The organism is Streptomyces sp. NPDC058092, assembly GCF_042884935.1.
Classification (GTDB): domain Bacteria; phylum Actinomycetota; class Actinomycetes; order Streptomycetales; family Streptomycetaceae; genus Streptomyces.
Window position 1 is genome coordinate 78146 of sequence record NZ_JBHVSY010000016.1, and the last position, 22207, is coordinate 100352.

Genomic DNA, 22207 nt, shown 5'->3' on the forward strand with positions numbered 1-22207 from the left:
CCTCTACAGAGACCTCTTCACGACGAAGGAGAGAGACCACGGCGGCATGGGCAGTCTCCTGGCCCACCGGGTGTACGACCGTGAAACGGCCCCCGCCGGAGTGGGCTTCGTCGACGTGGTCATCCTCCCGGCCGGCGCATCCATCGGCGTCCACCGGCACGGGGACGACGAAGAATCCTACATCATCCTGCGGGGCAGCGGACTGATGCACCTGGACGATGCCGAGTTCCGGGTCGACGCGGGGGACGTCATCCCCAACCGCCCGCACGGCACACACGGCCTGGTCAACGACGGCGACGAGGATCTCCATCTGCTGGTGTTCGAGATCTCACCGCTGGGCGGTGATCCGCTGTGACCGGCCGCTTCGGGGCCGGACGCCGGCTACAGGAACGCCACTTGGAACGAGAGGAGCGCAGCCTCGCACCCGGCGCCTCCGAAGAGACCGCGGTCGGACGCCGCGTCTTCGCCGAGGGGCACGGCTCCGTCCTCACCGACCTGGACGGCAATCAGTACATCGACTTCGCCGCGGGAGCCCTGACCCAGTCCCTGGGCCACTGCCATCCAGAGGTGGTGAGCGCTCTGACGGAGCAGGCCTCGAAGCTGTGGAACGTCCACGACTCCGCGACCCCACGACGTGCCGAACTGTGCGACCTCCTCGACCGCCTGCTGCCGGAGTACCTCAACACCTACACGTTTCTCTCGACGGGCGCCGAAGTGGTCGAAGCCGCCTTGCGCGTGATCCAGGCCGTCGCCCCTCCGGGACGCAACCGCATCGGCGCCCTGCGCCATGGTTTCCACGGCAAGACCATGGGCTCCCGGATGCTGGTCCACTGGGACATCGGCAATCAGGCGTTCGCGGGGAACAGCGTCCTCGGATACTCACCGTACTGCTACCGCTGCCCCCTCGAGCTGGAATACCCGAGCTGCGGAGTGCGCTGCGCCTCCTTGGTGCGCCGTCACATCAGTGATAAGCCGAATGTCTCCGCCCTCGTCTTCGAGCCCGTCCTGGGGGCCGCGGGCGTCATCGTCCCTCCGCCGGGGTACTGGGAGCAGATCAATGACGCCTGCCGCGACAACGGTGTGCTCCTGGTCGCGGACGAGGTACTCACCGGGGGCGGTCGCACCGGCACCTTCCTCGCGTCCGAAGCGCTCGGTATCGAGCCCGATCTGGTGACCTTGTCCAAAGGAATGGCCAATGGCTTCCCGTTCGGGGTGCTGGCCGGCCGCGAGAGCATTCTCCGGTCACCGGAGAGCGCGACCGCGGGGTCGAGCGCCTCCACTTACGCCAGTAATCCCCTGGGCATCGCCGCCGCCGCAGCCACACTGGAGGTGGTGGAGCGGGAAAACCTGACCGAACGGGTGCGCACCCTCGGCGCCGTGCTGGAGGAGGGACTCCGTGCCCTGCACTCACGCTACGACGTCCTGGGCGAGGTGCGGGGCCTCGGCCTGCTGTACGGCCTCGAGTTCGTCCGGGACCCGGCGTCCCGCGAGCCCGCCCCGGACATCGCCCGGGCCGTCTACACCCACGCGCTGGACATGGGGTTGCGCGTCAGCCTCGGCGGCCACATCCTGCGGTTGGCTCCCCCGTTCACCATGGATCGCACACTGATCGAGGAAGGCCTGGCCATCCTCGATCGTTCCATGGCCCGAGCGGTTTCGGATGCCCCGGCACTCCCGGACCGCCCCGTGACCGCCATGGGTGATGCGGCGAGGTGAGTCCGCTGAGTGGTGAGCGGCGGCCCTGAAGCGCATGGCCGTACGGTGGCGTGACCACACCCGGCATCAGGCCGGGAAGGCCTCGGTCCTGGCTCTGTCCTGCCGACGGCCGGGCACCCATACCGTGGCCGCCACCATGGCCAGCAGGACCGGCACGATCGCTGCCAAAATCGCCGACTGGTAGCCCGCGGTGAGGGCCTCCCGCGAGCTCAGCGCGCCGCCGGCCAGGGAGCGTTCGGTCCGGCCGTCGGCCAGCGTGATGAGGACGGCGAGACCGAACGAGGCGCCGATCTTCTGGGAGGTGGTCAGAACCCCGGAGGCGAGACCCGCATCCCTCTCGTCGAGATCGCTGGTGCCGCTGACGGTGAACGTCACGAAGACCAGCCCGCCGCCGAAGCCGACCAGGCACTCGGGGCCCAGCAGTTCCGCCCAGTACGTGCCCCCGGACATCTGCGACATCCAAGCGAGTCCGCAGGCGAACATCGCCAGCCCCGTGTTCATCAGGGCGCGCTTGCTGACGTGCCTCAGTAGCCAACCCGTCATCGTCGAGGAAACCGTGACGGTGAGAACGATCGGCATGATCGCAAGGCCGGCCGCCAGCGCCGAGTAGTCCAGGACATCCTGGACGTAGAAACTGACGAACAGGATGACGGGCCCGATGGCCATGTTGATGAGCGCCGCCACCGTGTTGGCCCCCCGCAGCACTCTGCTGCGGAACAGGCGCAGGGGGATCAGCGGCTCCGCGCTGCGCTTCTGGGCGACGAAGAAGCCCACCAGGATGCCGAGGGACAGGACGCTGAGGAACAGCGTCGGCGGGGACGTCCAGCCGGCCTTGTTGGCGTCGACGAAGACATAGACCACCCCCGTCATGCCAACGCTGATGGCCAGCGCGCCGGCGATGTTCATCTTGCCGCCGAGACCCGGTCGGGTCTCGGGCAGGAACCGCACAGCCGCCAACGCGGCACCGGCGGCGATCGGGACATTCACCAGGAAGGTGGACTGCCAGCCCCAGACATCGGTCAGCGTGCCGCCGAGGAAGTAGCCGGCCGACCCGCCTCCGGCCGACAGCGCGCCCATGATGCTCAGAGCCTTGTTCCGCCGCAGCCGTGCTTCGGGCCCCTCGTCCGGAAACACCGTGATCAGCAGGGAGAGCACGGAGGGAGCGACCACCGCGGCCGCGAGGCCCTGGCCCACTCGCGCACCTATGAGCGCGCCAGGAGAGCTGGACATGCCTCCGACCAGTGAGGCCACCGCGAACAGCGCGAGGCCGTACACGAACACCCTGCGGCGCCCGAAGAGGTCCCCCAGCCGGCCGCCCAGCAGGAGGAACCCTCCAAAGGCGAGGATGTAGCTGTTCGCCACCCAGGACGTGCCGCGCAGGGCGAGACCGAAATCGGCCCTGATCGAGGGCAGGGCCACCTCGACGATAGCCGAGTCCATGTTGAGCATGAAGGCACAGGCGACGAGCAGGGCCAGAGCGAGACCCTGACGGGGCCGCGCGGCCTGCTGCCTGACGGCCTCCGCCGTACCGACGGCCTCGATACGTTCCAGCGCCACACTCTCGCCCTTCAGGGGGTTTTCGGGGACCGGAAGGACGGGCCGGTCGTGCACCGGCTCACTCCCCGCGTCACTGGTTGTCAGGGGCACTTCGGGCTACCTCGCCAGCCCGCCGAGCTTGACGTACAGCCCGTGGTACTCCTGCGCCGTCCTCGTCCAGGACCAGTCCTGTGCCATGGCCCGGCGGCGAATCCGGGACACTTCCGACGGGTTGTCCCGCATCCACAACGCCACGTCGAGGACCGTGTCGCGGACGGCTTCCGGGGTGTGCTCGGGGATCAGTGCTCCCACCCCTCGTACCGGATCGTGCCGCAGGTCGACCACGGTGTCCTGGAGTCCGCCCACGCTGCTCACCACCGGAAGGGTGCCGTACGCCAAGGCGATCAGTTGGTTGAGACCACACGGCTCGGTACGGGAAGGCATCACCGTCATGGCGGATCCGGCATACACGAGCCACGCGGTCTCCTGGTCGAACTGCGGACGGTAGGCCACGTGACGGGGCAGCCTCTCGGTCAGCCGCACGAGCGCGTCGTGGTACTCCACGGCACTCGGACCCACCACGACAAGCTGCAGCTGGCGCTTTCGCAGCAGGGGTGTCAGCGCCGCCAGCAGCAGATCGGTTCCCTTTTCCCAGACGAGTCGCGAGCACACACCGACCACGAGGACGTCCTCGTCCTCCGCGAGCCCCACGTGGCGTTGCAGCGCTTGCTTGTTGAGACGCTTTCCCTCGTTGACCGTGTCGCCCCGGAAAGGTATGGAGATCCGTTCACCCGCTCCGGGGTTCCACACATCGCTGTCGACCCCGAAGATGATACCGGTCACCTCCAGGCGCTCCAACGCGAGACCCAACGGCGTGCCCTGGGCCTGCGCCAGCAGTTCACGGGCGTAACTGGGGCTGCAGGTGACGGCCGCGTCCGCGGAGAGCAGGCCGAGGAGCAGCATGGTCGGTTCATCCCCCGCCTGCTCCCGCAGGAGCCGGACGGTTCCCTCCGAGAAGCCGAGGCCGTCCAGCGGCACGTCCTTCAACTCTCCCGCGTACTCAGCGTTGTGGATGCTGAAGAGCATCGGCAGTTCCGGGTTCCGATCGCGCAACTGAGCCAGCGCGGCGCCGGACTGCCAGTCGTTCCCGTGTACCAGGGCGTAGTCGCGGCCAGTCGCCTCCACCCACTCCGCGACACACCTGCCGAAGAACGCCGCTCGCTCGACCGCATCGCCGAATTCCGTGTAGGACGCGTCGCGGTAGAGGCCGTCACGTGCGTACCAGGTGTCCGCCCGGATCAGGTAGACGTCGCAGAGACCGTCGTGCCCGAGCAGCCTCAGGACCGTGGCCGCCGTGCGCACACCGCAGATATCCACCTCGGGCAGCTCACAGACCGCCTCGGCGTCGAGTCCGTGCCTCTCCAACAGCCACGGGTAGTACGGCAGTACCAAATCGTGTTCGGCACCGTGCTCCTTCTGGAGGGCAGCGGGCAACGTACTGCTCGTCACCCCCAGGCCCCCTTCGACGAAGTACGGCGCATACTCCTGGGTGATGTAGAGGCATCTCATAGAAACAAGCCCTCCATGGCGCTGATGCGATCGCGACGGTTCAGCCGGTCGGGTGCCGATCGTCCGGGAGTGGGACGCTGCGGCGCGGGTCGGGTCAGGCGGCGGCGACCTCCGCGACCAGGCGCGCGTAGAGGCCGGCGAAGCCGACTGTGGCCTCTGCCCAGGACCAGTCCCGGGACATCGCTCGGCGTCGCGCCTCCAGCACGGCTGCGGGCTCGAGGCGCAGCTGCTCCAGGGCGTGCTCGACCGTATCCCTGACCGCTCGCACGGTGCACTCGGGGATGAACCATCCCGTGCCGTCATGGGGTTGGCGCTCGATGTCGCCGACCGTGTCGGCGAGTCCGCCGACCGGCGTGACGAGCGGGAGCGTGCCGTAGCGCATCGCGATGAGCTGGTTCAGACCGCACGGTTCCTCACGTGACGGCATCAGGGTGAAGTCGGAAGCCGCGTAGAGCAGCCAGGCAGCCTTCTGGTCGAAGTCGGGGAGGTGCCGCACGCCTTCGGGATGCCGATCGGACAGGGCAAGGAGGTCCTCGCGGATGCCGTCCTCCGCGGGGCCGATGAGGACGAGCTGGAGCCGTCGCGCGCGCAGGAGCGGGTCCAGCGCTGCGGGAACCAGATCGATCCCCTTCTCGCGCACCAACCGGCCGCAGATTCCCACCAGTGGCGTTCCGTCGTCGCCGGCAAGGCCCATGCGGTCGCGCAGTAGCCGTCTGTTCCGGTGTTTGCCCTCCTCCACGTCGGCTGAGGAGTACAGGGCGGTACCGGCGTCGGTGGCTGCGGGGTTCCACAGGTCCTGGTCGATCCCGGCGACGATGCCGGTCAGGTCGCAGCGCACCAGGGCGCGGCCGAGCGGGGACGTGGCGTACGCGGCCTTCATCTCACGTGCGTACGTCGGGCTGCAGGTGACAGCACGGTCCGCCGCGAGAAGTCCGAGCAGGAGCAGGGACGCCTCTTCAGGGGCGGCTCGGCGCAAGTCCGTCAGCAAGGATTCGGGAAGCCCCAGCCTGGCCAGGTCTCCCGTGACCGGGCCTTGGTGGACGGCGCTGTGCACATGCATGAGCAGCGCGGGCTTCCGGGTGCTGCGGTCCGCCCGGAGATGCGCGAGTGCCGGACCCGACTGCCAGTCGTTTCCGTGTACCACGTCGTAAGGGTTGCCCCGCTCCGCCAGCCAGCGGGCCACGCAGATCCCGAAGAACGCCGCCCGTTCGCGCGCATCGCCGAATTCCTGATACCGGGCGTCCCGGTAGATACCGCCGCGGTCGTACCAGGGGTCGGCACGAATGAGGTAGATGTCGCACGGACCGTCGTGGCCGAGGAGCCGCCAGACCTCGGCGCGGGCGCTCACACCGGCCACCGCCAACTCGCCCAGTGTGCACACCAGTTCGGTGCGACATCCCGAGCGGTCGAGCAGCCAGGGGTAGTACGGCATCACCAGGTCATGTGGGATTCCTCGCTGTTGCTGCAGCGCCCCGGGGAGAGCACGGCTGGTCAACCCGAGTCCCCCTTCCGTGAACAGCGGCGCGTACTCCTGGGTTATGTACAGGCACCTCACGGGTCTACCTCGTCTCTCTGCCGGAGCCGATCACGATCCACAGCCGGAAGATGTGAATCTGCGGATTGATCGGTAGCCGCAGCGAGCGACAGGTGACGCCCTTCTCCAGGTCGGCGCCGCCGGTCCATAGCCGGGGCCGGGGCCCGTACACATCCTTGCCGTGCTCTCGAAGCAGCGAGCAGACCGCACTCTCCTGCTCGTCGAATCGTGGCCGGATGGCCAGAAAGTCGCTCAGGCCCACACGTACGGCGACCGACTTCTCCTGGTCCGGCCCACATCCCTCAAGGACGATCTCGTCCAGGAGCGAACCACCGGAGCAGGCGCCGAGCAGGCGGACGCCGAGGGCAGTGACAGGATCCGGCATCATCACACGCTGGCCGTCACAGGCCACGTTGTCGGGCGCTCCACGGCCCCATCCGGGCGGCCGGCGCACCTCGCGGTCTTCCAGGCAGTGCATCTCCTCGGCGGGAAGCGCCCGGCCGAGGCCGTCGAACCCTCCGCCGACGTCGATGCCGGGCAGACTGCAGCCGGCGTTGTCGAGGTGCGGCGCCAGGTCGACCTGGCTGTATCGCTGTTCCGTGGTCATGCCTGAGCCCGCGCTCCCGGAGCCGCAAGGGCCTCGCCCGCCCGGCTCAGATCCTCGGTGATGCGGTCGAGCCGACGTGCCACCTCTGAGCGGTAGCGCATCATGGCCGGCTCGGGGACGGGAAATCCGGAGTGGCGCAGGAGCGCCCGTACCACCAGCCAGTCCTGGGAAGCCCGTTCCACCTCGCTCGCCGCTTCATCGACCCGGAAACCGCCTTCGCCGGACAGCGTCGCGAGGTACTTCGCGAACCACCTGAGGGTGTGGTGATAACTCCATAGCCCGTGCTGCACATGGCTGATCCAGTCCGACGGCAGCGGCTCGGCGCCGGGGTCCGACGGAAAGAACCGGTCCAGCGCTGTCTTGAGTTCGCGTGCCAGCGCCGAGCCACTCAGCTGCCCCGGCAGGTCTCCGCACAGTGCGGCAGCCTGCAAAGACAGGTGGGTGAAGTCGACGCCCTGTCCGGCGCCGGGCGGGGCGGGCGTGACCCGGAGCCACGACTGGCCCATCGCGGTACCGGTGACAGACGCCTGGAGCAACGACCACGGAACCCGGCTGTCGAACCACGTCACGTCCACGGGGTCTGTCAGCCGGACCGTGCGGCCCACCGGGTCGAAGTCTCGAAGGACCACGGCGTGGAGGGAGTGCAGCCGGCCGTAGTCCACCCAGTGGTGCGGAAGGTGGAAAGTATCCACATCGACGACCACCGCCCCGTCCTGGGACAGCGCACCCAGCAGGGCTGTCTGCCCTTCCTCGTCCAGAGGCAGCTGCTCAACGGCGTACCCCTTCCTGCGCAGGGCGGACAGGGGGGTGGGCAGGGCCCGGGTGAACGCCGGAAGAAGCTCACCGCCCACCGCCTGGGTGTTGCACTCGCTGCCGAGAGCGGTGACGATGTCGGCCGAGGGGTCCAGCTCCAGCAGGAGTGTTCCTAATGCCGCGTGAACACAACTGGCGTCGGTGAAAAGTGACTCGGGTCCGCTCGCCGCCCTCTCGCTCAGGCAACGGCCCGTCATATCGACACGTCCCCAACAGCTTGTGACTGGAACCCTCTTCCGTTCCGGCTGCCCTCAGCTCGTTCACCCAGCGTCTGCTGCCGGGTCAGTTCGGCGGCGACATCCACGTCGAGCAGGCACGAGGCGAGCCGTTCGAGCCTGCCCGCAACCTGCAATTCCCCCTCCCCACGAGCCGGCTCGAACTCATCGCCCCTTACCAGCCGTTCCACAGTTCGCAACATCAAATCCTGCCACATCAACGGCTGGATCATCACCGACAAGTGAAGGGAGATCTGGTCCTCGGATACGGCCATGTGCGGCGTGTTGAAAGGGACGTAGAGCACGTCACCTGGACACAGAGTGACTTCCAGACGAGGTTCGCCGAGATCCTCCAGGCGATAGTGCCCGATGTCAGCCTTTCGCTCCCTGATGGGCTCCCACACTCGCCAACGCTTGGTTCCTGCAAGCTGCAGGGCAAAGACATCGACGGGGTCGTGGTGAGGTTCGAACCCCTGCTGCCTCGGTGGCGTCAAGAACGCCGTGATGTCACTGCGGGTTCCGAACCGGCTACTGAGGTTTCTTGCTAATGCTCGCATATGCGGAGCATGTTGGTTAATCGAGTGCCAGGTGACCGTGGCGCCGTCGCGAAACAGCGAGTGGACCCGCTCAGGCATGACGACATTCGGCACATCAATTCCCTGGATCTTAACCGAGCGAGTATATCTTTCCGGTGGCACGGCCGCCCCGCCGGAGAACACTCGGACATACGGCGGCCTAATGGCCTCCAAGTACAGCAGCTCATCCAGGTACGCCAGGGACAGAATCTCCTGAGGGTCGCCGGCAAGCCCCCCGGGCAGCATCAGCGGCCGCTTGTTCACGTACTCCGCAAAAAACTCCTGGGGGTCCCCGACAAGTTCCCCGAAGTCCGGTGTGCGCATATCGAAAGACCACCCTCCCCGGAGAGGTAACCCGTGGAACCTACTTGACGCAGTCCCGCCGTCTCGATCCTGATCATCGAAGGGTGCCAGCATCCCTGTCAACCCATGCAACAAACCGTCCGTTCATGACCCGTAAGACTTCCACAGCCGTTCATGTTCCCGATGATGACGTCATAGCTGGTGACAGTGGGTGCGAACATGAACAGCGGTAAGACGGAACTCCCCCATCCATGGAGTGGGAATGCCGAGTGGCGAACCCGCGACATCCGTGGTCCACCATGCCGCTCTCTTCCCATATCGCCACAACCCCGCTCACTCTCGGAGAAGCCCCCCCAGGACAAGCCACCGATACCTTCCCCCGTTCACCTCGTCCGTCAGGAGCCAACTCGCCCCCTACACACAGTAGTTGCTGGGTGGGTGGTCTTGAAGTGCGAGACCCAGCATGTTTCCATGGCTAATCCTGCCCGCCGACCACTTCAGCCGGACAGGAAAAGAGAATCTCATCCGACGAAGGAGAGAATCGTGTCCCCTAAAGTCTTGGATACGCCTACCGAGGAGAACGAAAGCGCTGTGAAGCCGGCCGGCCGCAGCCTGCGCATCGAGCTGCTGTCCACAGAAGAAGAAACGCATCTGGTGAAGGGCTGCGGCTGCGGCTGCGGCATTGCCTGCGCCTGCCTTCCGTGTGAGGTCAGCCCCTCGGAGCCCGACACCACTGGCTGATTCCATCCAGTCACGCCGACGTAAAATACCCCTTGCCGCAGGATCCTGAACCAGGGATATATTTTGCCCTCCGGATCCGACATCATGCCGGTTTTCCTCGGGTGCCCGGTGCGACATCGGGAAACGAAGGCGACGAATGACGGTAGGTAAATGAGCGAAAGCGACCGGGCGACCCCGGCAATACTCCCCATCGGAGACTTCGGCCAGGCCGTGGCTCAGCGACTCCGTCGCATCGCGCCATCCCCGGCCAGCATCATCGGCGTCGACGATGTGGCAGCCATGGGCCGTCCGGTCGTCATGGCAGCGTGGCGAGAGAGTCGCACGGTTTCCGAGGCACTCGATTCCAGCACCTCCGTGCCGTGGTGGTTGCCCATTGTGTTCACCCATCCCGTCGTGCGGGTCGGGCCCGTGTTCTCGCGGAGCCTCGCCGGCTGCTATGCGTGCCTGACGGGACGCGAGTTGAGCGCAAGCGGTAACCCTGACCACACCAGATCCCTGTGGGACCTCTACGACGACGATCCGGCCGTCGGCCCCGTCGGGTTCCTGCCCCATCACGCGGCCCTCGCCTGCGGCCTGGCGCTGTCCCTGATGACGCAGGATCACCAGCCCTTCCGCCGACTCCACACGTACCACGTACTCACCAACACGGTGCGCACACACAGGTTCATTCCGACTTCAACCTGCGCCCGCTGGCACCAGCAACTCGATGGGCGCCGAACGACGGAGGACGAACGATGAACGGGGGCTCCCGGAGCGGTGCGAATCCGCGGCTGGCCCACGGCTTGGTGCGGTTCGCCGCGTCCGGCTCCTACGTGTTGGAAGGCGGACCGTTACCGACCGCCTTCACCGGGCCCGGCGTGCAGGACGTCCTGCCTGAGCTGTGTGACCTTCTCGACGGCACCCGGTCCGAGGCCGAACTGGCCACGCTCCTGGACATCTCGATGGACGACATCGATGCCGCAGTCGACACCCTGTGGAAGCAGGGTCTCCTTGAGTACGTCGACAAGGACCGTGAGCGCCCTGACGCCACCTCCTCCCACACCTTCGATTTCCTGTCACGCAACGCGGGCTTCACCGGACGAGTCTTCAGCGCCGAGGAGTCCGCCGAGCGGCTTGAGCTCGGGACCGTGCTCGTGGCAGGCAGCGGCGCGCTCGCCGACACGCTTGGCCACATCCTGTCGGACAGCGGGGTGCATACCGAGACGCTCCGCGACGGCAGGCTCCCGGCACGGTGGGCGGAGCGCCAGCCCGACTCCACGGACGGCTGGCTTCCGCCCATAATCCTCGTCTGCCTCCTGGATGGGACGCCGGCCACCCCTCACCGGTTACTGATGGAGTCCCATGAGGCAGGGCTGGCCTGGATCGCTGCCGGCAGCGGCACGGGACACGGCTTTGTCGGGCCGTTGACGCACCGCGACTACGGCTGTCCGAGCTGCACCCTGGACCAGCTTCCCGACCTCACCCCGCCCCTCTCGCCGGTTCCGGTCTTGATCGAGACCATCAGCGGCACCATCGCCGGAGACGTGGTCCACGCGCTCACGGGCGTAGGCCATGTCCGGGCACTGCATCAGGTGCTCGAAGTCCGCTGGGGTGCGCCCGGCCGCTGCTCCGAGGGCCTGGACATCTCCACCCGGAGGCTCTACCGTCGGCCGGCCTGCCCCGCCTGCGGGGATGCACGACTTCCGGAGGGCGAACTGCTGCCCTGGAAATTCGAGCAGGACATCGCCGATCCGCCCCCGCAGTTCTGGTCGCCCGCAGCGCTCCGGCGCCCGCCCGACACGCGCGCCCTGGAGGAGTCCGAACGGGCCCTGCCCACCTGTCCCTCACTCCCGGCTTCCGACGACCGTCTCGGTCCGTCGATCCTGGAGCTGACCGAGTTGCTGGGCGCGACGGTGGGGGCCCGTCCAGCACCGAGGGCCATCACCGTGCGCCGGATCGTCCCGACCGCGGGCAACCTCGCTTCGGCTCAGGCCTTCGTGCTCTCGCGGCACCTCATCACCGGGCTGGACAGCAACGCCGCGTGGTTCGACTCCGGTGGCGAGCGCCTGGTCGCGTCGGGCCGCGTCACTCCCTCGGAGGCGGAAGCACTCTTCACCGGTCTCGGCCTCGCGGACGGGTACGACCGGATCGTGGTGTGGGTCGGCATGGTCGGCAAGCTCGCCGCCAAGTACCAGGACCTGGCGCTGCGCCTGGTGCATCTGGACGCGGGAGTCGTACTGACCCACGCCGCGCTGATGGCGGAGGCGAGAGGGCTTCGCCCGCTGCTGGTGCCGCGGTGGGAGACCGAGCTGGTCGCCTCAGTGCTCGACCTCGACAGCGAGTCGGAGATGGTCACAGGAATCATGGCGTTCAACGAGGTCCGGGCATGAGCATGAGCGAGCATCTGAGAGAGAGCGTCCTCGGCGAATCGGCAGAGGCGATCCTCACGTCCCCGTCGCGTACCCTCACCCGCGGCCGGCAGGGACCGTTCCGGCCCCGACTCGCGTCCCGACTGGCTTGCCTCGAACGGGATGACCTGGAACGTGCCGCCGCCGGCCGGCATTCGGTGCGCAGGTTCACGACGGATGCGCTGCCGCTGCCCGACGTGCTCTCGATCTGCGGCGTCGCCACAGAGGCTTCCGAGCTGCTTGTCCCTCCCGGAGACCAGGGCCACCGGGCGACATGGCTCGTCTTCGCGTCCCGCGTCGCCGGAGTTGAGCCCGCCCTGTACGCGTACGAGGAGGGCCGGCTGCACAGAGTCGCGGCGCTTCCGAACGCAGGCGCCCAGGCCTACGCCGGACAGCCGGAGCTGGTAGCGGCACCCTGTGTCCTCTACCCCCTGTGGGATCTGGCCGACGCCATGGCATCGGACCCCACCGACGGATACCTCAACGTTCTCACCGCAGCGGGCAGCGCCCTCTACTCGGCCTGGCTGTTCGCTCTCACCCTGAATGTTTCCGGCTGCCTGTTCCGCGGTATGAACCCGGCCCTGCTCCCCGGGCCCGGCCCCGGCGGGCCGGCTGCTCACCCGGTCCTGGCCCTGGCCCTGGGACACGAGGCACCATGAGCGCACTGACCCACGTACACGAACTGGTCGGCCCGTACGCGGCGGTGGCGCACGCACCCCGACGGGTCCACACCCCCTACAACCCCGACTGGTACCACGTCTATCTGTCGCACTCGGCCCGACAGTGGCACGACCGGCCGTTCCAGAACGAGATTGCGGGACTGGCCGGTTCCGGGCGGTCCGCCGACCCCGAAACAGCCGGTCGCGTCTCGGTGATCGAGACCCTGGAACGTCTCGCCACCTGCACACCACAGGACGAGTTCGTTCTCGGCGACGCCGACTCCCTGCCCGACGCCATCGACCTCGATACGGTGCCGCGCTGCTCGCGCCGGGAGCTCGACCATCCCCAGTGCTCGCTGATTCGGCCCAGCCCCAGCGAGCCGATCCGGTGGACGAAGGGAATCGACCTCCGTGCCGGACGTCCCGTACTGCTCCCGAGCGTGATGGTGTACCTCGGGCTGAAGCCCTTTCCGGCCGAGCGTTTCTGGCAGCCCATCAGTACCGGTGCGGCTGCCGGACCGACCTGGGAATCAGCGCTGATCAACGCGGTGTGCGAGGTCATCGAACGGGACATGATCTCCGTCATCTGGCTCCAGCGGATGGCGCTGCCCCGCCTGGACCCCGCTCACCTCACCGATGAGTCACTGCGTCTCATCGACTGGTGTGCCCGGAAGTTCATCACGGTGCATCTGTTCGACGCGACCTCGGAGATCGGGGTACCGACGGTCTACTGCGTGCAGGAGGCGCCGCACGACCCCGTCGTCGGCAGGGTGGTCAGTGCCAGCACCACGCGCGATCTCGGGGCGGCGGCCGCCAGCGCCATCACCGAGTCCTTGTCCATCAGGCCATCGCTTCAAGCGGCATCGCGCCAACCGCAGCTGATCGACATGCACGTCCGCGGCGCCCTTGAGATCGGGCGCGCCGAACGGAACTCCGCCCTGGACTTCCTCCTCCACCCCTCAGCCGCGGCCGGCTCCCCGCAGCCGACGCTCGACAACCTGTCCGGCCCGGACGAGCGGCAGAACCTGCGTAACCTGCTCCGGGCCTGCGAGCGAGCCGGGCACGACGTGTACGCGGTCGATCTGACCACCCCGGAAGCGGCTGAGATCGGCCTCCACGTCGCACGGGTGGTCATGCCCAGCCTGCAGCCGGTCACCTTCGCCCGGCACGCCCGATTTCTGGACCATCCGAGGCTGTACCGCCTGCCCGCGCTCCTGGGCAACCGGGTCCTGGCCGAGAAGGACCTCAACCCCGATCCCCAGCCCTTTGCGTGAGGTACTGATGCTGACATTCGCGGAACTCGTCGAGGCCACTGCCGCATCGGCCGACGCCGGCCTGGTCAGCGGTGGGGAGATCACGTCCTACCGCGACCTCATGGCGGATGCGCGACGTCTGGCTTCGGTGCTCACCGACTCCGGACTGGCCCCCGGCACCCGGGTCGCCCTGCGCTTCGGCGACGCGGAGTGGGCCGCGTACGCCGTCGGCTACTTCGCCACGGTCATGGCCGGCGGAGTCGCCGTGGTGCTCCCACCCGACGCGACCGTGCGCGAACTGCGCCGCATGTGCGGCGACGTGGGAGTAGGCATGTCCGTCTCGACCGCGTCGGCACCCGAACACTGGGCGGCTGGCACACGCCATGTCAGCGTCTCCGCCGCGCGCTACGGCGACAGCGGGTACACGGCATCGGCCCAGCCGGCCGCGGCGCTCGCGGACATCATCTTTACCTCCGGGACGACTGGTGCGCCCAAGGGGGTCGCGGCGCACCACGGATCGTTGATGGAAACCGTCCGGCGCTACCGCGAGCGGCCGCGCTGGGCCGCGGTGCTCGGCCACGGCGTCTCGCACGCCACGGCGATCGGCACCCGTCAGCTTCTGCTGTCCGCGGTGGCCCGGTCTGCCACGCTCGTGTGCTGCGTACCTTTCGATGCCCAGACCCTCGTACAGCAGATCGAGCGGTTTCGCGTGGCGACCACGGTCCTGCCGACCGCGTGCGGTCGCTCCCTGATCCGCGCTCTGGAGGCACGGCCGGACGCCGACCTGTCCACATGGCGCAAGTTGAGATTCGTCTCGGACGCACTGAGCCCGGACCACCATCGGAAGCTGGCGGAGCTCCTCCCGGGCACCGAGGTGATCAATTCCTACGGGCTTACCGAAGGCGGCAACGCTCATCTGGTGGTGACCCAGGACGACTGCCACCTCGGCCCCGGAGGGCGCCCGGCGCAGGGTACCGAGGTGCGCATCATGTCGACCGACGGCTCGTGGGCGGAGCCCGGCGCTCCGGGCTGCGTTTGCATCCGCGACTCGGCCCAGCCGCTCGTCTATCTCATGGACCCGCAGGCCACACAGGCGACCTGGCGCGACGGCTGGACCATCACCGGGGACATCGGCTTCACCGACGACACCGGCCGTGTCCATCTCACCGGACGCAGCGATACGTTGGCCCGGATCGGCGGGCACACCGTCGGACTCCGCCAGGTGCGCCGCGCCCTCGAGGAGCACCCCTCGGTGCGTGCCGCCGCGGTGGTGGTCCAGAGCCACTCCACGCTCGGTCAGACCCTCGCCGCCGCGGTCGAGTGGACGGCTGCCGGACAGGATCTCGGTGAACTGCGCAAGCACCTCACGACAGCACTCCCCGCGTACGCGGTCCCCTCACCCGTCGTGGCGGTGGAGGAACTCCCCACGGGCAGCAACGGCAAGACACGCCACGAGGCGGTCGCAGCGCTGATCCGTGCCCGGTCCGTCAGCGGCCGCCCGTGCCGCACCGAGACGGAGCGTACCGTCGCGGGCGTCTGGCAGAGAGTGCTCGGCATCACGCACCCCGTCGGCCCGGACGACGAATATTTCGCCCTCGGGGGCGATTCCCTGGCTGCGGTCGAGATCGCGATCGAACTGGAGCAGCTGACTCACGTCGACGTGGATTACAGCTGGTTCCAGTCCAGTCCGAACCTCGGCGCGCTCGCGGCGGAACTCGAACTCCGAGCGACACCGGGGACAGGCGGCACCGCGTGAGCCGGCCCTCAAACTTCGCCGACGTACGGCACCTGCTCCAGACACGCTTCCAGCAGCGCCCGTACGCCGCTGCGCAGCTCTACGTGTCCCGCCATGGCCGCCCGCTCCTGAACACCGCGGTCGGCGAAGCACAACCCGGTGTGCCGCTCACCGCGGAATCCATCATGTACTGGAGCTGCGCGGCCAAGCCGCTCCTGGCCCTGGCAGTCGGCCAGTTGATCGACGACGGGTACCTCGGCTTCGATGACCGCGTCGCCGACCATCTGCCGGATTTCGCAGCCGGTGGCAAGGGCGACATCACGGTCGAGCATATTCTCAGCCACGCGGGGGGCTTCCGCTTCCCGGCCGGCCCGGGGCCGTACCGGGAGCCCTTCGACGACGCCGTACGGCGGGTGCTGCGGATGGAGGGGGAGGCCGCGTGGACGCCGGGTGAGGACCAGGGATATCACCAGGACACCGCGTGGTACGTCCTCGCCGCGCTGGTGGAGTCCCTACGCGGCCATGACTTCACCGAGGTCATCCACACGGAGATCACCAAACCGCTCGGGATGTCCTCGACCTGGGCCGCCATGACTCCCGAGGGGTACGCGTCCGCCGCTCCCCGTCTCGCGGTCCCCACCTTCGTCTCCCCCGGTGGCATCCGGCGTTGGCCCTATCTCATCAGCCGGGCCGCATGCGGGACCAAGAACCCCTGCTACGGGGGCTACGGACCGATGTCCGACCTCGGGCGCCTCTACGAGGCGTCACTCGACGCCACCCAGGGGTCCGGCGAGTTCGCCGTATCCGCCCGGACCTTGACCGACATGGTCGCCTCGCCCCGCGGGCGGTCGCACGACCGGACGTTCAAGCGGGACTGCGACTACGGCCGCGGCTTCATGCGCGATCTGTCCGGACACTGGGGATTCGGCACCCGCTGGTCCGGGTCCTCCTTCGGTACCTGCGGTCTGGTCGGGCACGTGTGCGCGGGCGCCGACCCCCGGACGGGCGTGGTCATCGCCTGCGCCTTCGGCGCACTGACCGTCGATGGCGAGGACACCGGTCAGATCATGGACTACATCTACGACCTAGCGGCTGGCTCCCCGATATGAGCGTCTTCCCCAAACGGACTCTCCCGGGCGGCCAGGTCACCATCCACTGCGCCGCGGAGGTGGGCCGGATCGTCGCGGAATACGGCTTTCCCCTGCTCAAAGTCACCGTCACCGATCCGACAGGCAAGATGAGTGTGGTTCTGGAGCGGCAGTTGCTCGGTGTGGCGGCCACCCCGCCCGGACCACCTCGATCCGAGGTCCCTCTGCTGGCCGCCGTCGCCCGCCTGGAGCCGTCGGACAGCGCCGGGCAGGGGGCCGCCTTGACCGACCTTCTGGAAACCATTCGGTCCGGCGTGCACCACTACGCCGTCCACACCCTGCCCGCCGACGCCCCCCTGGGCCGGTACACCTTCACCATCGAGCTGTGGGCGGACGGGCGGCGCATCGCCTCGCAGACCGCGGCCACCGATTGCTTCTTCGTCGAGAAGGTGTCCCTCCGAGGGGTCCACTCGGCCGACGGAATGTCTACCGCGACCGTACGCAACAACGGGCCGGAACCTGTGCCGGCCCGGCTGGTCTCACTGCCCTGCGGGGAGGAGCCCCTGTCGGTTCACGACGTGGAACTGCCGCCGGCAACCGAACACCACCTGCGCGTCGCCCCTTGCTGCTCCTATCTGCTCTACTCCGAGCAACGAGAGGTTCTGGCTCTGTTCGACACGACGACGCACCTCCTGCGGAACCAACGGATCAGCACCGTACGCCGTGACGGTTCCACGTACCTCGTCGACCATGACCACGGACAGGTTTTCGAGCTGTCCGAGACGGCCGAGGCCCTGTGGCGCGCCGCGGACGGCACGTTGCGCGCCGATGCGCTCGGCGCAGAAGTGGAACACGCCTACGAACTCCTGCGGGAGACCGGGTGTCTTCTCGAGGTGCCCTTCACATGAGTCGACCTCCACGGCGACGCACCGCCGCACTCGAACCCGCGGTCTTCCTTGACCGGGACGGAACCCTGACCGAACCCAGGGCGTACCCCAGCCATCCCTCCCACCTGGTCCTCAATACCGGTGTGGGCCCTCGGCTCCGCGCGTTGCAGGAGGCCGGCGTCCTACTGATCGTGGTGACCAACCAGTCCGGTGTCGCCCGCGGGTACTTCGACGAATCCGACCTCGGTGCCATGCACGACCATCTGCACGCGCTGCTGGCCGAGTTCGACGTGCGCCTGGACGGCGTCTACTTCTGTCCGCACCACCCGGACGGGAAGGTCCCGCACCTGGCCGTGCGCTGCGACTGCCGCAAGCCGGAACCCGGCATGCTCCTCAAGGCCGCGGCGGAACTGGGGGCCGATCTCGACCGCTCTTGGATGATCGGTGACATGGAGAGCGATGTCCTGGCGGGCGAGAGCGCCGGCTGCACTTCGTTCCTGGTGAACAACGACCCGAAGCGGGCTGAGCCGCAACAGCGTTTTTCCGACGGGGTGTTGACCACAGCCGGGGCCCTGAGTCACATCTACAGGGCCGTCACAGGACGGCGCGAAATCGACGGATCCTGTCCGGAGCCCCGCACCGACCGGCGACGCGTCCCGGTACACCGTCTGGCCGACGGCAGAGAGATCCGCTTCTACGACGACCCGGGCACGTCCCACCGGCCATGCGCTGATTCACGTCGGCTCGCTCCCGTCGAGAGCCATTCGGAGTTGCGGTGGGACCCTCTGCTGCAGGACTGGGTGATCATGGCACCGAACCGCCGGGCCCGCTCGGACGGTGCGGCGGAGACCTGTCCCCTGTGCCTCAGCGCCGGCGGTGGACACTCGGAAATACCGGCCTCCGGCTACGACGTGGCCGTCTTCGAGAATCGCTACCCGGCCCTCTCCGGGGTTCCCGGTGCGGTGCCGCACGCTCCCCGGGCCCTCACCCGCTCCCCAGCCCCCGGCCGGTGCGAGGTCATTGCCTACAGCAGCGACCATGAGGCACGTCTCTCAGACCTTCCAGTGGTGCGCGTACGTACGGTCCTTGAGGCCATGGCCGACCGAACTGTGTCCCTCAACGCCGCTGACGGCGTCCGGCAAGTGGTCTGCTTCGAGAACCACGGGGCACAAGTCGGCGCTTCCCTCGCACATCCCCACGGGCAGGTGTACGGCTACCCGTTCCTGCCGCGGCGCTTTGCGCGGATGCGGGAAGTCGCGCTCGAGGCGCACCGCCGCGGCGAGGGCTGCCCCGTCTGCATCGTCGTACAGCAGGAGCTCGACATGAACGAGCGGCTCGTCGCACGGACGGAGCGATGGGCCGCTGTGGTGCCCTTCGCCGCCCGGTGGCCCTACGAGGTGCATGTCTATCCTCTGCGGCACGTTCCCGAACTAGCCGCCCTCACCGAAGTCGAGACGGAGGAACTGGCCCATCTGTACCGTACGGTGCTCGGATGTTTCGCGGATGTCGCCGAGGAGGCACTTCCCTACCTGGCCACTTGGGTACAGGCACCGGCCGGCAAAGGCCCGGACGATGTCACCCATCTCCATGTCCAAGTCTTCTCCGACCGAGCCTCGCCGTCCCGGATCAAGAAGTCGGCAGCAGGTGAGCTGGGAGCAGGCGCGTTCGTCAGCGAGGCCGATCCCGAGGCCATGGCGAAAGCTCTGTCGTCCGCGGCCAGACCGTCGGAACTGATCGACATCTCATGGAGGAACACATGAACGCGACCACGCATCTCGGTATCGGTCTTGGCTATCGCCGCGAGATGCACGACGCCACGGTGAGGCACCGCGATGAGGTCGATTTTCTGGAAATCGTCACCGACGCCTATCTCGGCCGTCCCCGGGCCGACGCTTCCCTGCGCTGCCTGAAGGAGCAGTTCGTCCTCATACCCCACGGCCTGGAGATGTCAGTGGGCTCCGAGCAACCACTGGATCTGGCGTACCTGGACGGTGTCGCGGCCATCGCCGACGCGGTGGAAGCGCCCTGGGTGAGTGACCATCTGTGCTTCACCCGGGAGGACGGGGTCGAACTGGGCACGCTCACCCCCGTGCGCCGCACGATGCAGCGCGCGCGCCACATCGCCGAGAAGGCGAAAAAGGCCCAGGCCTATCTCGGCCGACCGTTCCTGCTGGAGAACATCGCCTATTACGTTGACCTTCCCGGTGAGCTGAGCGAAGCCGAGATGCTCGCCGAAGTGCTCGATCGCAGTGGTTGCGGACTTCTGCTTGATCTCACGAATATCGCGGTGAACGCGAGGAACCACCGCTTCTCGGCGGAAGACATGCTGGACTCGCTCCCTCTCGACCGCGTCGTGCAGGTCCATCTGGCAGGCAGTTCCGGCCGACAGGAATTCGACGGCCTCCAGCTGGACAGCCATGACGGCCCCATCAGCGACGAGGTCTTCGGCCTTCTCGCACGTCTCGTCTCGAAGTGTCGGCCTAAGGCAGTCATGATCGAACGGGACGACCACTTCCCCGATGACTTCGGAGAGATCCTGGCCGATCTGCGGCGGGCCCGCGAGATCGTCGAAGGGGCCGCACATGAAACTCGATGACGCAGGCTTCCAGCCGGCCCTCGCCAGACTCCTCTCGGACCCGCGCAGAGTCGAGGAGTTCCTCGACGATACCCAGGCGTACGGCGCGGCTCACAGCCTGGAACCGCCCGTACTCGCCGCACTCCGTGCGATCGACTTCAGCCGCCTGCGCAAGGCCAGTTCCTTGCTGCGTGCCGACAGGCAGTACGCGGCACGCCGGCACTACCAGGTGACCTTCGCCCTCATGTCCCTGCCTCAGGTGTCCGCCGAGGTTCTCGCTCATCCGCTGGCACAACCGGTCTACGCGGCGGAGGATCCCGACGTTCTGAGCGCCGCGATAAACCAATTTGCCGCAGCGATCCCCTCACAGGGACCGTTGTGGCAGATCGGCGACATGATCCGTTTCGAGAGCATGTGGTACCGGCTGACCACCTCGACGCACCGGGCCCTCGGGCTCGATCGCCTGGGGAGCGACGGATACCCGGCCCTCGCTCCGAACGTCGCGGTGGAGGAGTTCGGTTGCCGCGTCGGCGAGTTGTACCGAGAATTCCGGGCGGGAGCACAGCCGCCCCACACGACACCGGACACCACCAGCTACCTGGCACAGGCCAGTTCCGACCGAGGCATGCGCCTGATTGAGATTCCCTCGAAGGGCCGGGAGGTGCTCGCGCTCTGCGACGGGACCCGCAGTACGGACGAAATCACACGTCTGACGGGAACCGACGCAGCAGACGTCATCGAACAAGCAAGAAGGGAAGGTTTCATCCAGTGACCAGCGCCCCCTACGTCCCTTCGTTCGATGAACTCGTCGGTGACGCGACCCACTTCCTGGAATCCGACTACCAGCGGAACGCCCACCTTCACCAGAACGGACTGCGCAGTGACCCAGCAGGCGTGCTGAGCATCGCGGAACTCGATGACCTGCTCACACTCCGCGCTGTCGGCTCCGAGTGCCTCAGGATCGTCAAGGACGGCATCGACGTGCCCGAGTCCGTGTACTCACGGTCCTACGCGGAATTCGGTCCGGCTCTGCGCAACGTGGTGGTACGCGACGAGGTCTACCGTCGCTTTCACGACGGTTCCACCCTGGTCTGGGGGTACATCGACCGCTACCACCCCGGACTGCACCGACTCACCGAGGCCCTCCGCCGACGGCTCAACACCACGGTCGCGACAACCGCCTTCCTCACCCCTGCCGGCCAGCAGGGGTTCGACCTGCACTGCGATCTTGCCGATGTCTTCGTCGTGCAGCTGAGCGGCACCAAGCGCTGGTATCTGTGGGACCGGTTGCCTGACGCCCAGCCCAGACGGGAAAGCTTCACGAGCGAGGCATTAGGCGAACCTGCTCTCGATGTATCGCTGTGTCCGGGCGACGTGCTCTATATGCCCTACAACACCCCGCACGCGGCCGTGGCCGAGGACTCGATGTCACTGCACCTCTCCGTGATCGTGCAGCCGCGTTCCTGGAGCGAACTGCTGCTGCAGGCGACGAAGAAGCTGCTCCAGGAGGAAGAGTTCGCCGGAGCCCTGTACCTCGAAGACTCCCGTGGGGAAGAGCTCGCCGACCAGTTCGCACACCGCCTCGGCCGGCTGGCGACGCGTCTGCGTGAACTCGAGGCCGCCGAACCCATCCAGAGACTCCTGACCAAGAACGACAGCCCTGGCACGGTCAAGACCCTGGAGCAAACACGTCGGGAAGAGCATGTCGGTCCCACGACCCAGGTCGAGCGCACAGAACTTCCGCTCGTGTTCACGGAACCCGAGGACGGGATCGTAAAAGCTACGTTCTCCGGCACCAGCGTGATCGCCATACCCGAACCCATGGCCGAAGGGCTCACCCACTTGGGTCCGGGTGACCGGTCTCCGGTGTCCGAGCTCTTCCCTGGCGTGCGCTCCGACGACGCGGTGGGAGCCGCACGGGTACTGATGAAACTGGGCATCCTGCGCGAGGTCTCACCGGGGTGACAACCCCGCGACCCGCCGAGACAGCCCGCGTTCAACGGGTCGATTCAGA

The 22207-nt window shown here is 67.6% G+C and carries 20 protein-coding genes; 14 read left to right on the forward strand and 6 right to left on the reverse strand.

From position 1 onward, the window contains the following. Positions 1 to 46: 46 nt before the first annotated feature. Together ACFVV1_RS25115 and ACFVV1_RS25120 are read left to right on the forward strand one after the other, a co-directional pair. A complete protein-coding gene (locus ACFVV1_RS25115) occupies positions 47 to 355 on the forward strand; it encodes a cupin domain-containing protein (protein WP_389993163.1) in 309 nt (102 codons plus the stop codon). Positions 356 to 396: 41 nt separating this feature from the next. Further along, positions 397 to 1716, forward strand: a complete 1320-nt coding sequence (locus ACFVV1_RS25120) for an aspartate aminotransferase family protein (protein WP_389993165.1) — start codon at positions 397 to 399, stop codon at positions 1714 to 1716. 66 nt (positions 1717 to 1782) lie between these two features. Here the strand turns inward: ACFVV1_RS25120 and ACFVV1_RS25125 are convergent, their stop codons facing one another. The 6 genes from ACFVV1_RS25125 to ACFVV1_RS25150 all read right to left on the reverse strand — a co-directional run bounded on the left by ACFVV1_RS25125 (position 1783) and on the right by ACFVV1_RS25150 (position 8889). After that, on the reverse strand, positions 1783 to 3363 hold the full coding sequence (locus ACFVV1_RS25125; RefSeq protein WP_389993168.1) for an MFS transporter: 1581 nt from the start codon (positions 3361 to 3363) through the stop codon (positions 1783 to 1785). Positions 3364 to 3369: 6 nt separating this feature from the next. After that, complete coding sequence (locus ACFVV1_RS25130) at positions 3370 to 4821, reverse strand: glycogen synthase (RefSeq protein ID WP_389993171.1); 1452 nt, start codon at positions 4819 to 4821, stop codon at positions 3370 to 3372. Between the two features lie 94 nt (positions 4822 to 4915). Beyond that, positions 4916 to 6376 carry a glycogen synthase gene (locus tag ACFVV1_RS25135; protein WP_389993173.1) on the reverse strand — a complete coding sequence of 487 codons (1461 nt, stop codon included), beginning with the start codon at positions 6374 to 6376 and terminating at the stop codon, positions 4916 to 4918. 4 nt (positions 6377 to 6380) lie between these two features. Next, the gene (locus ACFVV1_RS25140; RefSeq protein ID WP_389993175.1) at positions 6381 to 6962 is read right to left on the reverse strand and encodes a hypothetical protein; all 582 of its coding nucleotides are present in this window, start codon (positions 6960 to 6962) and stop codon (positions 6381 to 6383) included. After that, entirely contained in the window at positions 6959 to 7972 is a 1014-nt protein-coding gene (locus ACFVV1_RS25145; RefSeq protein WP_389993178.1) for a hypothetical protein, read from the reverse strand. The genes ACFVV1_RS25140 and ACFVV1_RS25145 overlap by 4 nt, the downstream gene beginning before the upstream one ends. Further along, on the reverse strand, positions 7969 to 8889 hold the full coding sequence (locus tag ACFVV1_RS25150) for a JmjC domain-containing protein (protein ID WP_389993180.1): 921 nt from the start codon (positions 8887 to 8889) through the stop codon (positions 7969 to 7971). The genes ACFVV1_RS25145 and ACFVV1_RS25150 overlap by 4 nt, the downstream gene beginning before the upstream one ends. A gap of 450 nt (positions 8890 to 9339) precedes the next feature. Here ACFVV1_RS25150 and ACFVV1_RS25155 point away from each other — a divergent pair, with 450 nt between their 5' ends. From ACFVV1_RS25155 to ACFVV1_RS25210, 12 genes are all read left to right on the forward strand, one after another. After that, a complete protein-coding gene (locus ACFVV1_RS25155) occupies positions 9340 to 9609 on the forward strand; it encodes a hypothetical protein (protein WP_389993183.1) in 270 nt (89 codons plus the stop codon). A gap of 150 nt (positions 9610 to 9759) precedes the next feature. After that, a complete protein-coding gene (locus tag ACFVV1_RS25160; RefSeq protein ID WP_389993185.1) occupies positions 9760 to 10347 on the forward strand; it encodes a TOMM precursor leader peptide-binding protein in 588 nt (195 codons plus the stop codon). Next, the gene (locus ACFVV1_RS25165; protein ID WP_389993187.1) at positions 10344 to 11978 is read left to right on the forward strand and encodes a hypothetical protein; all 1635 of its coding nucleotides are present in this window, start codon (positions 10344 to 10346) and stop codon (positions 11976 to 11978) included. Before ACFVV1_RS25160 ends, ACFVV1_RS25165 begins: the two co-directional genes overlap by 4 nt. Next, positions 11975 to 12655: a hypothetical protein gene (locus ACFVV1_RS25170; protein WP_389993190.1), complete on the forward strand. Its 681-nt coding sequence runs from the start codon at positions 11975 to 11977 to the stop codon at positions 12653 to 12655. The genes ACFVV1_RS25165 and ACFVV1_RS25170 overlap by 4 nt, the downstream gene beginning before the upstream one ends. Further along, positions 12652 to 13929: a YcaO-like family protein gene (locus ACFVV1_RS25175; protein ID WP_389993193.1), complete on the forward strand. Its 1278-nt coding sequence runs from the start codon at positions 12652 to 12654 to the stop codon at positions 13927 to 13929. The genes ACFVV1_RS25170 and ACFVV1_RS25175 overlap by 4 nt, the downstream gene beginning before the upstream one ends. A 7-nt stretch (positions 13930 to 13936) precedes the next feature. Beyond that, positions 13937 to 15664, forward strand: coding sequence for an AMP-binding protein (locus ACFVV1_RS25180; RefSeq protein WP_389993195.1), 1728 nt, complete (start codon positions 13937 to 13939; stop codon positions 15662 to 15664). Next, the gene (locus ACFVV1_RS25185; RefSeq protein ID WP_389993198.1) at positions 15661 to 16752 is read left to right on the forward strand and encodes a serine hydrolase domain-containing protein; all 1092 of its coding nucleotides are present in this window, start codon (positions 15661 to 15663) and stop codon (positions 16750 to 16752) included. The genes ACFVV1_RS25180 and ACFVV1_RS25185 overlap by 4 nt, the downstream gene beginning before the upstream one ends. Continuing rightward, a complete protein-coding gene (locus tag ACFVV1_RS25190) occupies positions 16749 to 17639 on the forward strand; it encodes a hypothetical protein (protein WP_389993201.1) in 891 nt (296 codons plus the stop codon). The genes ACFVV1_RS25185 and ACFVV1_RS25190 overlap by 4 nt, the downstream gene beginning before the upstream one ends. Next, positions 17636 to 19378: a galactose-1-phosphate uridylyltransferase gene (gene galT, locus ACFVV1_RS25195; protein ID WP_389993203.1), complete on the forward strand. Its 1743-nt coding sequence runs from the start codon at positions 17636 to 17638 to the stop codon at positions 19376 to 19378. Before ACFVV1_RS25190 ends, galT begins: the two co-directional genes overlap by 4 nt. Then, positions 19375 to 20214 carry a DUF692 family multinuclear iron-containing protein gene (locus ACFVV1_RS25200; protein WP_389993206.1) on the forward strand — a complete coding sequence of 280 codons (840 nt, stop codon included), beginning with the start codon at positions 19375 to 19377 and terminating at the stop codon, positions 20212 to 20214. The genes galT and ACFVV1_RS25200 overlap by 4 nt, the downstream gene beginning before the upstream one ends. Continuing rightward, positions 20201 to 20965 carry a hypothetical protein gene (locus ACFVV1_RS25205; protein ID WP_389993209.1) on the forward strand — a complete coding sequence of 255 codons (765 nt, stop codon included), beginning with the start codon at positions 20201 to 20203 and terminating at the stop codon, positions 20963 to 20965. The genes ACFVV1_RS25200 and ACFVV1_RS25205 overlap by 14 nt, the downstream gene beginning before the upstream one ends. Next, positions 20962 to 22158 carry a JmjC domain-containing protein gene (locus tag ACFVV1_RS25210; protein ID WP_389993212.1) on the forward strand — a complete coding sequence of 399 codons (1197 nt, stop codon included), beginning with the start codon at positions 20962 to 20964 and terminating at the stop codon, positions 22156 to 22158. Before ACFVV1_RS25205 ends, ACFVV1_RS25210 begins: the two co-directional genes overlap by 4 nt. Positions 22159 to 22207 lie beyond the last annotated feature (49 nt).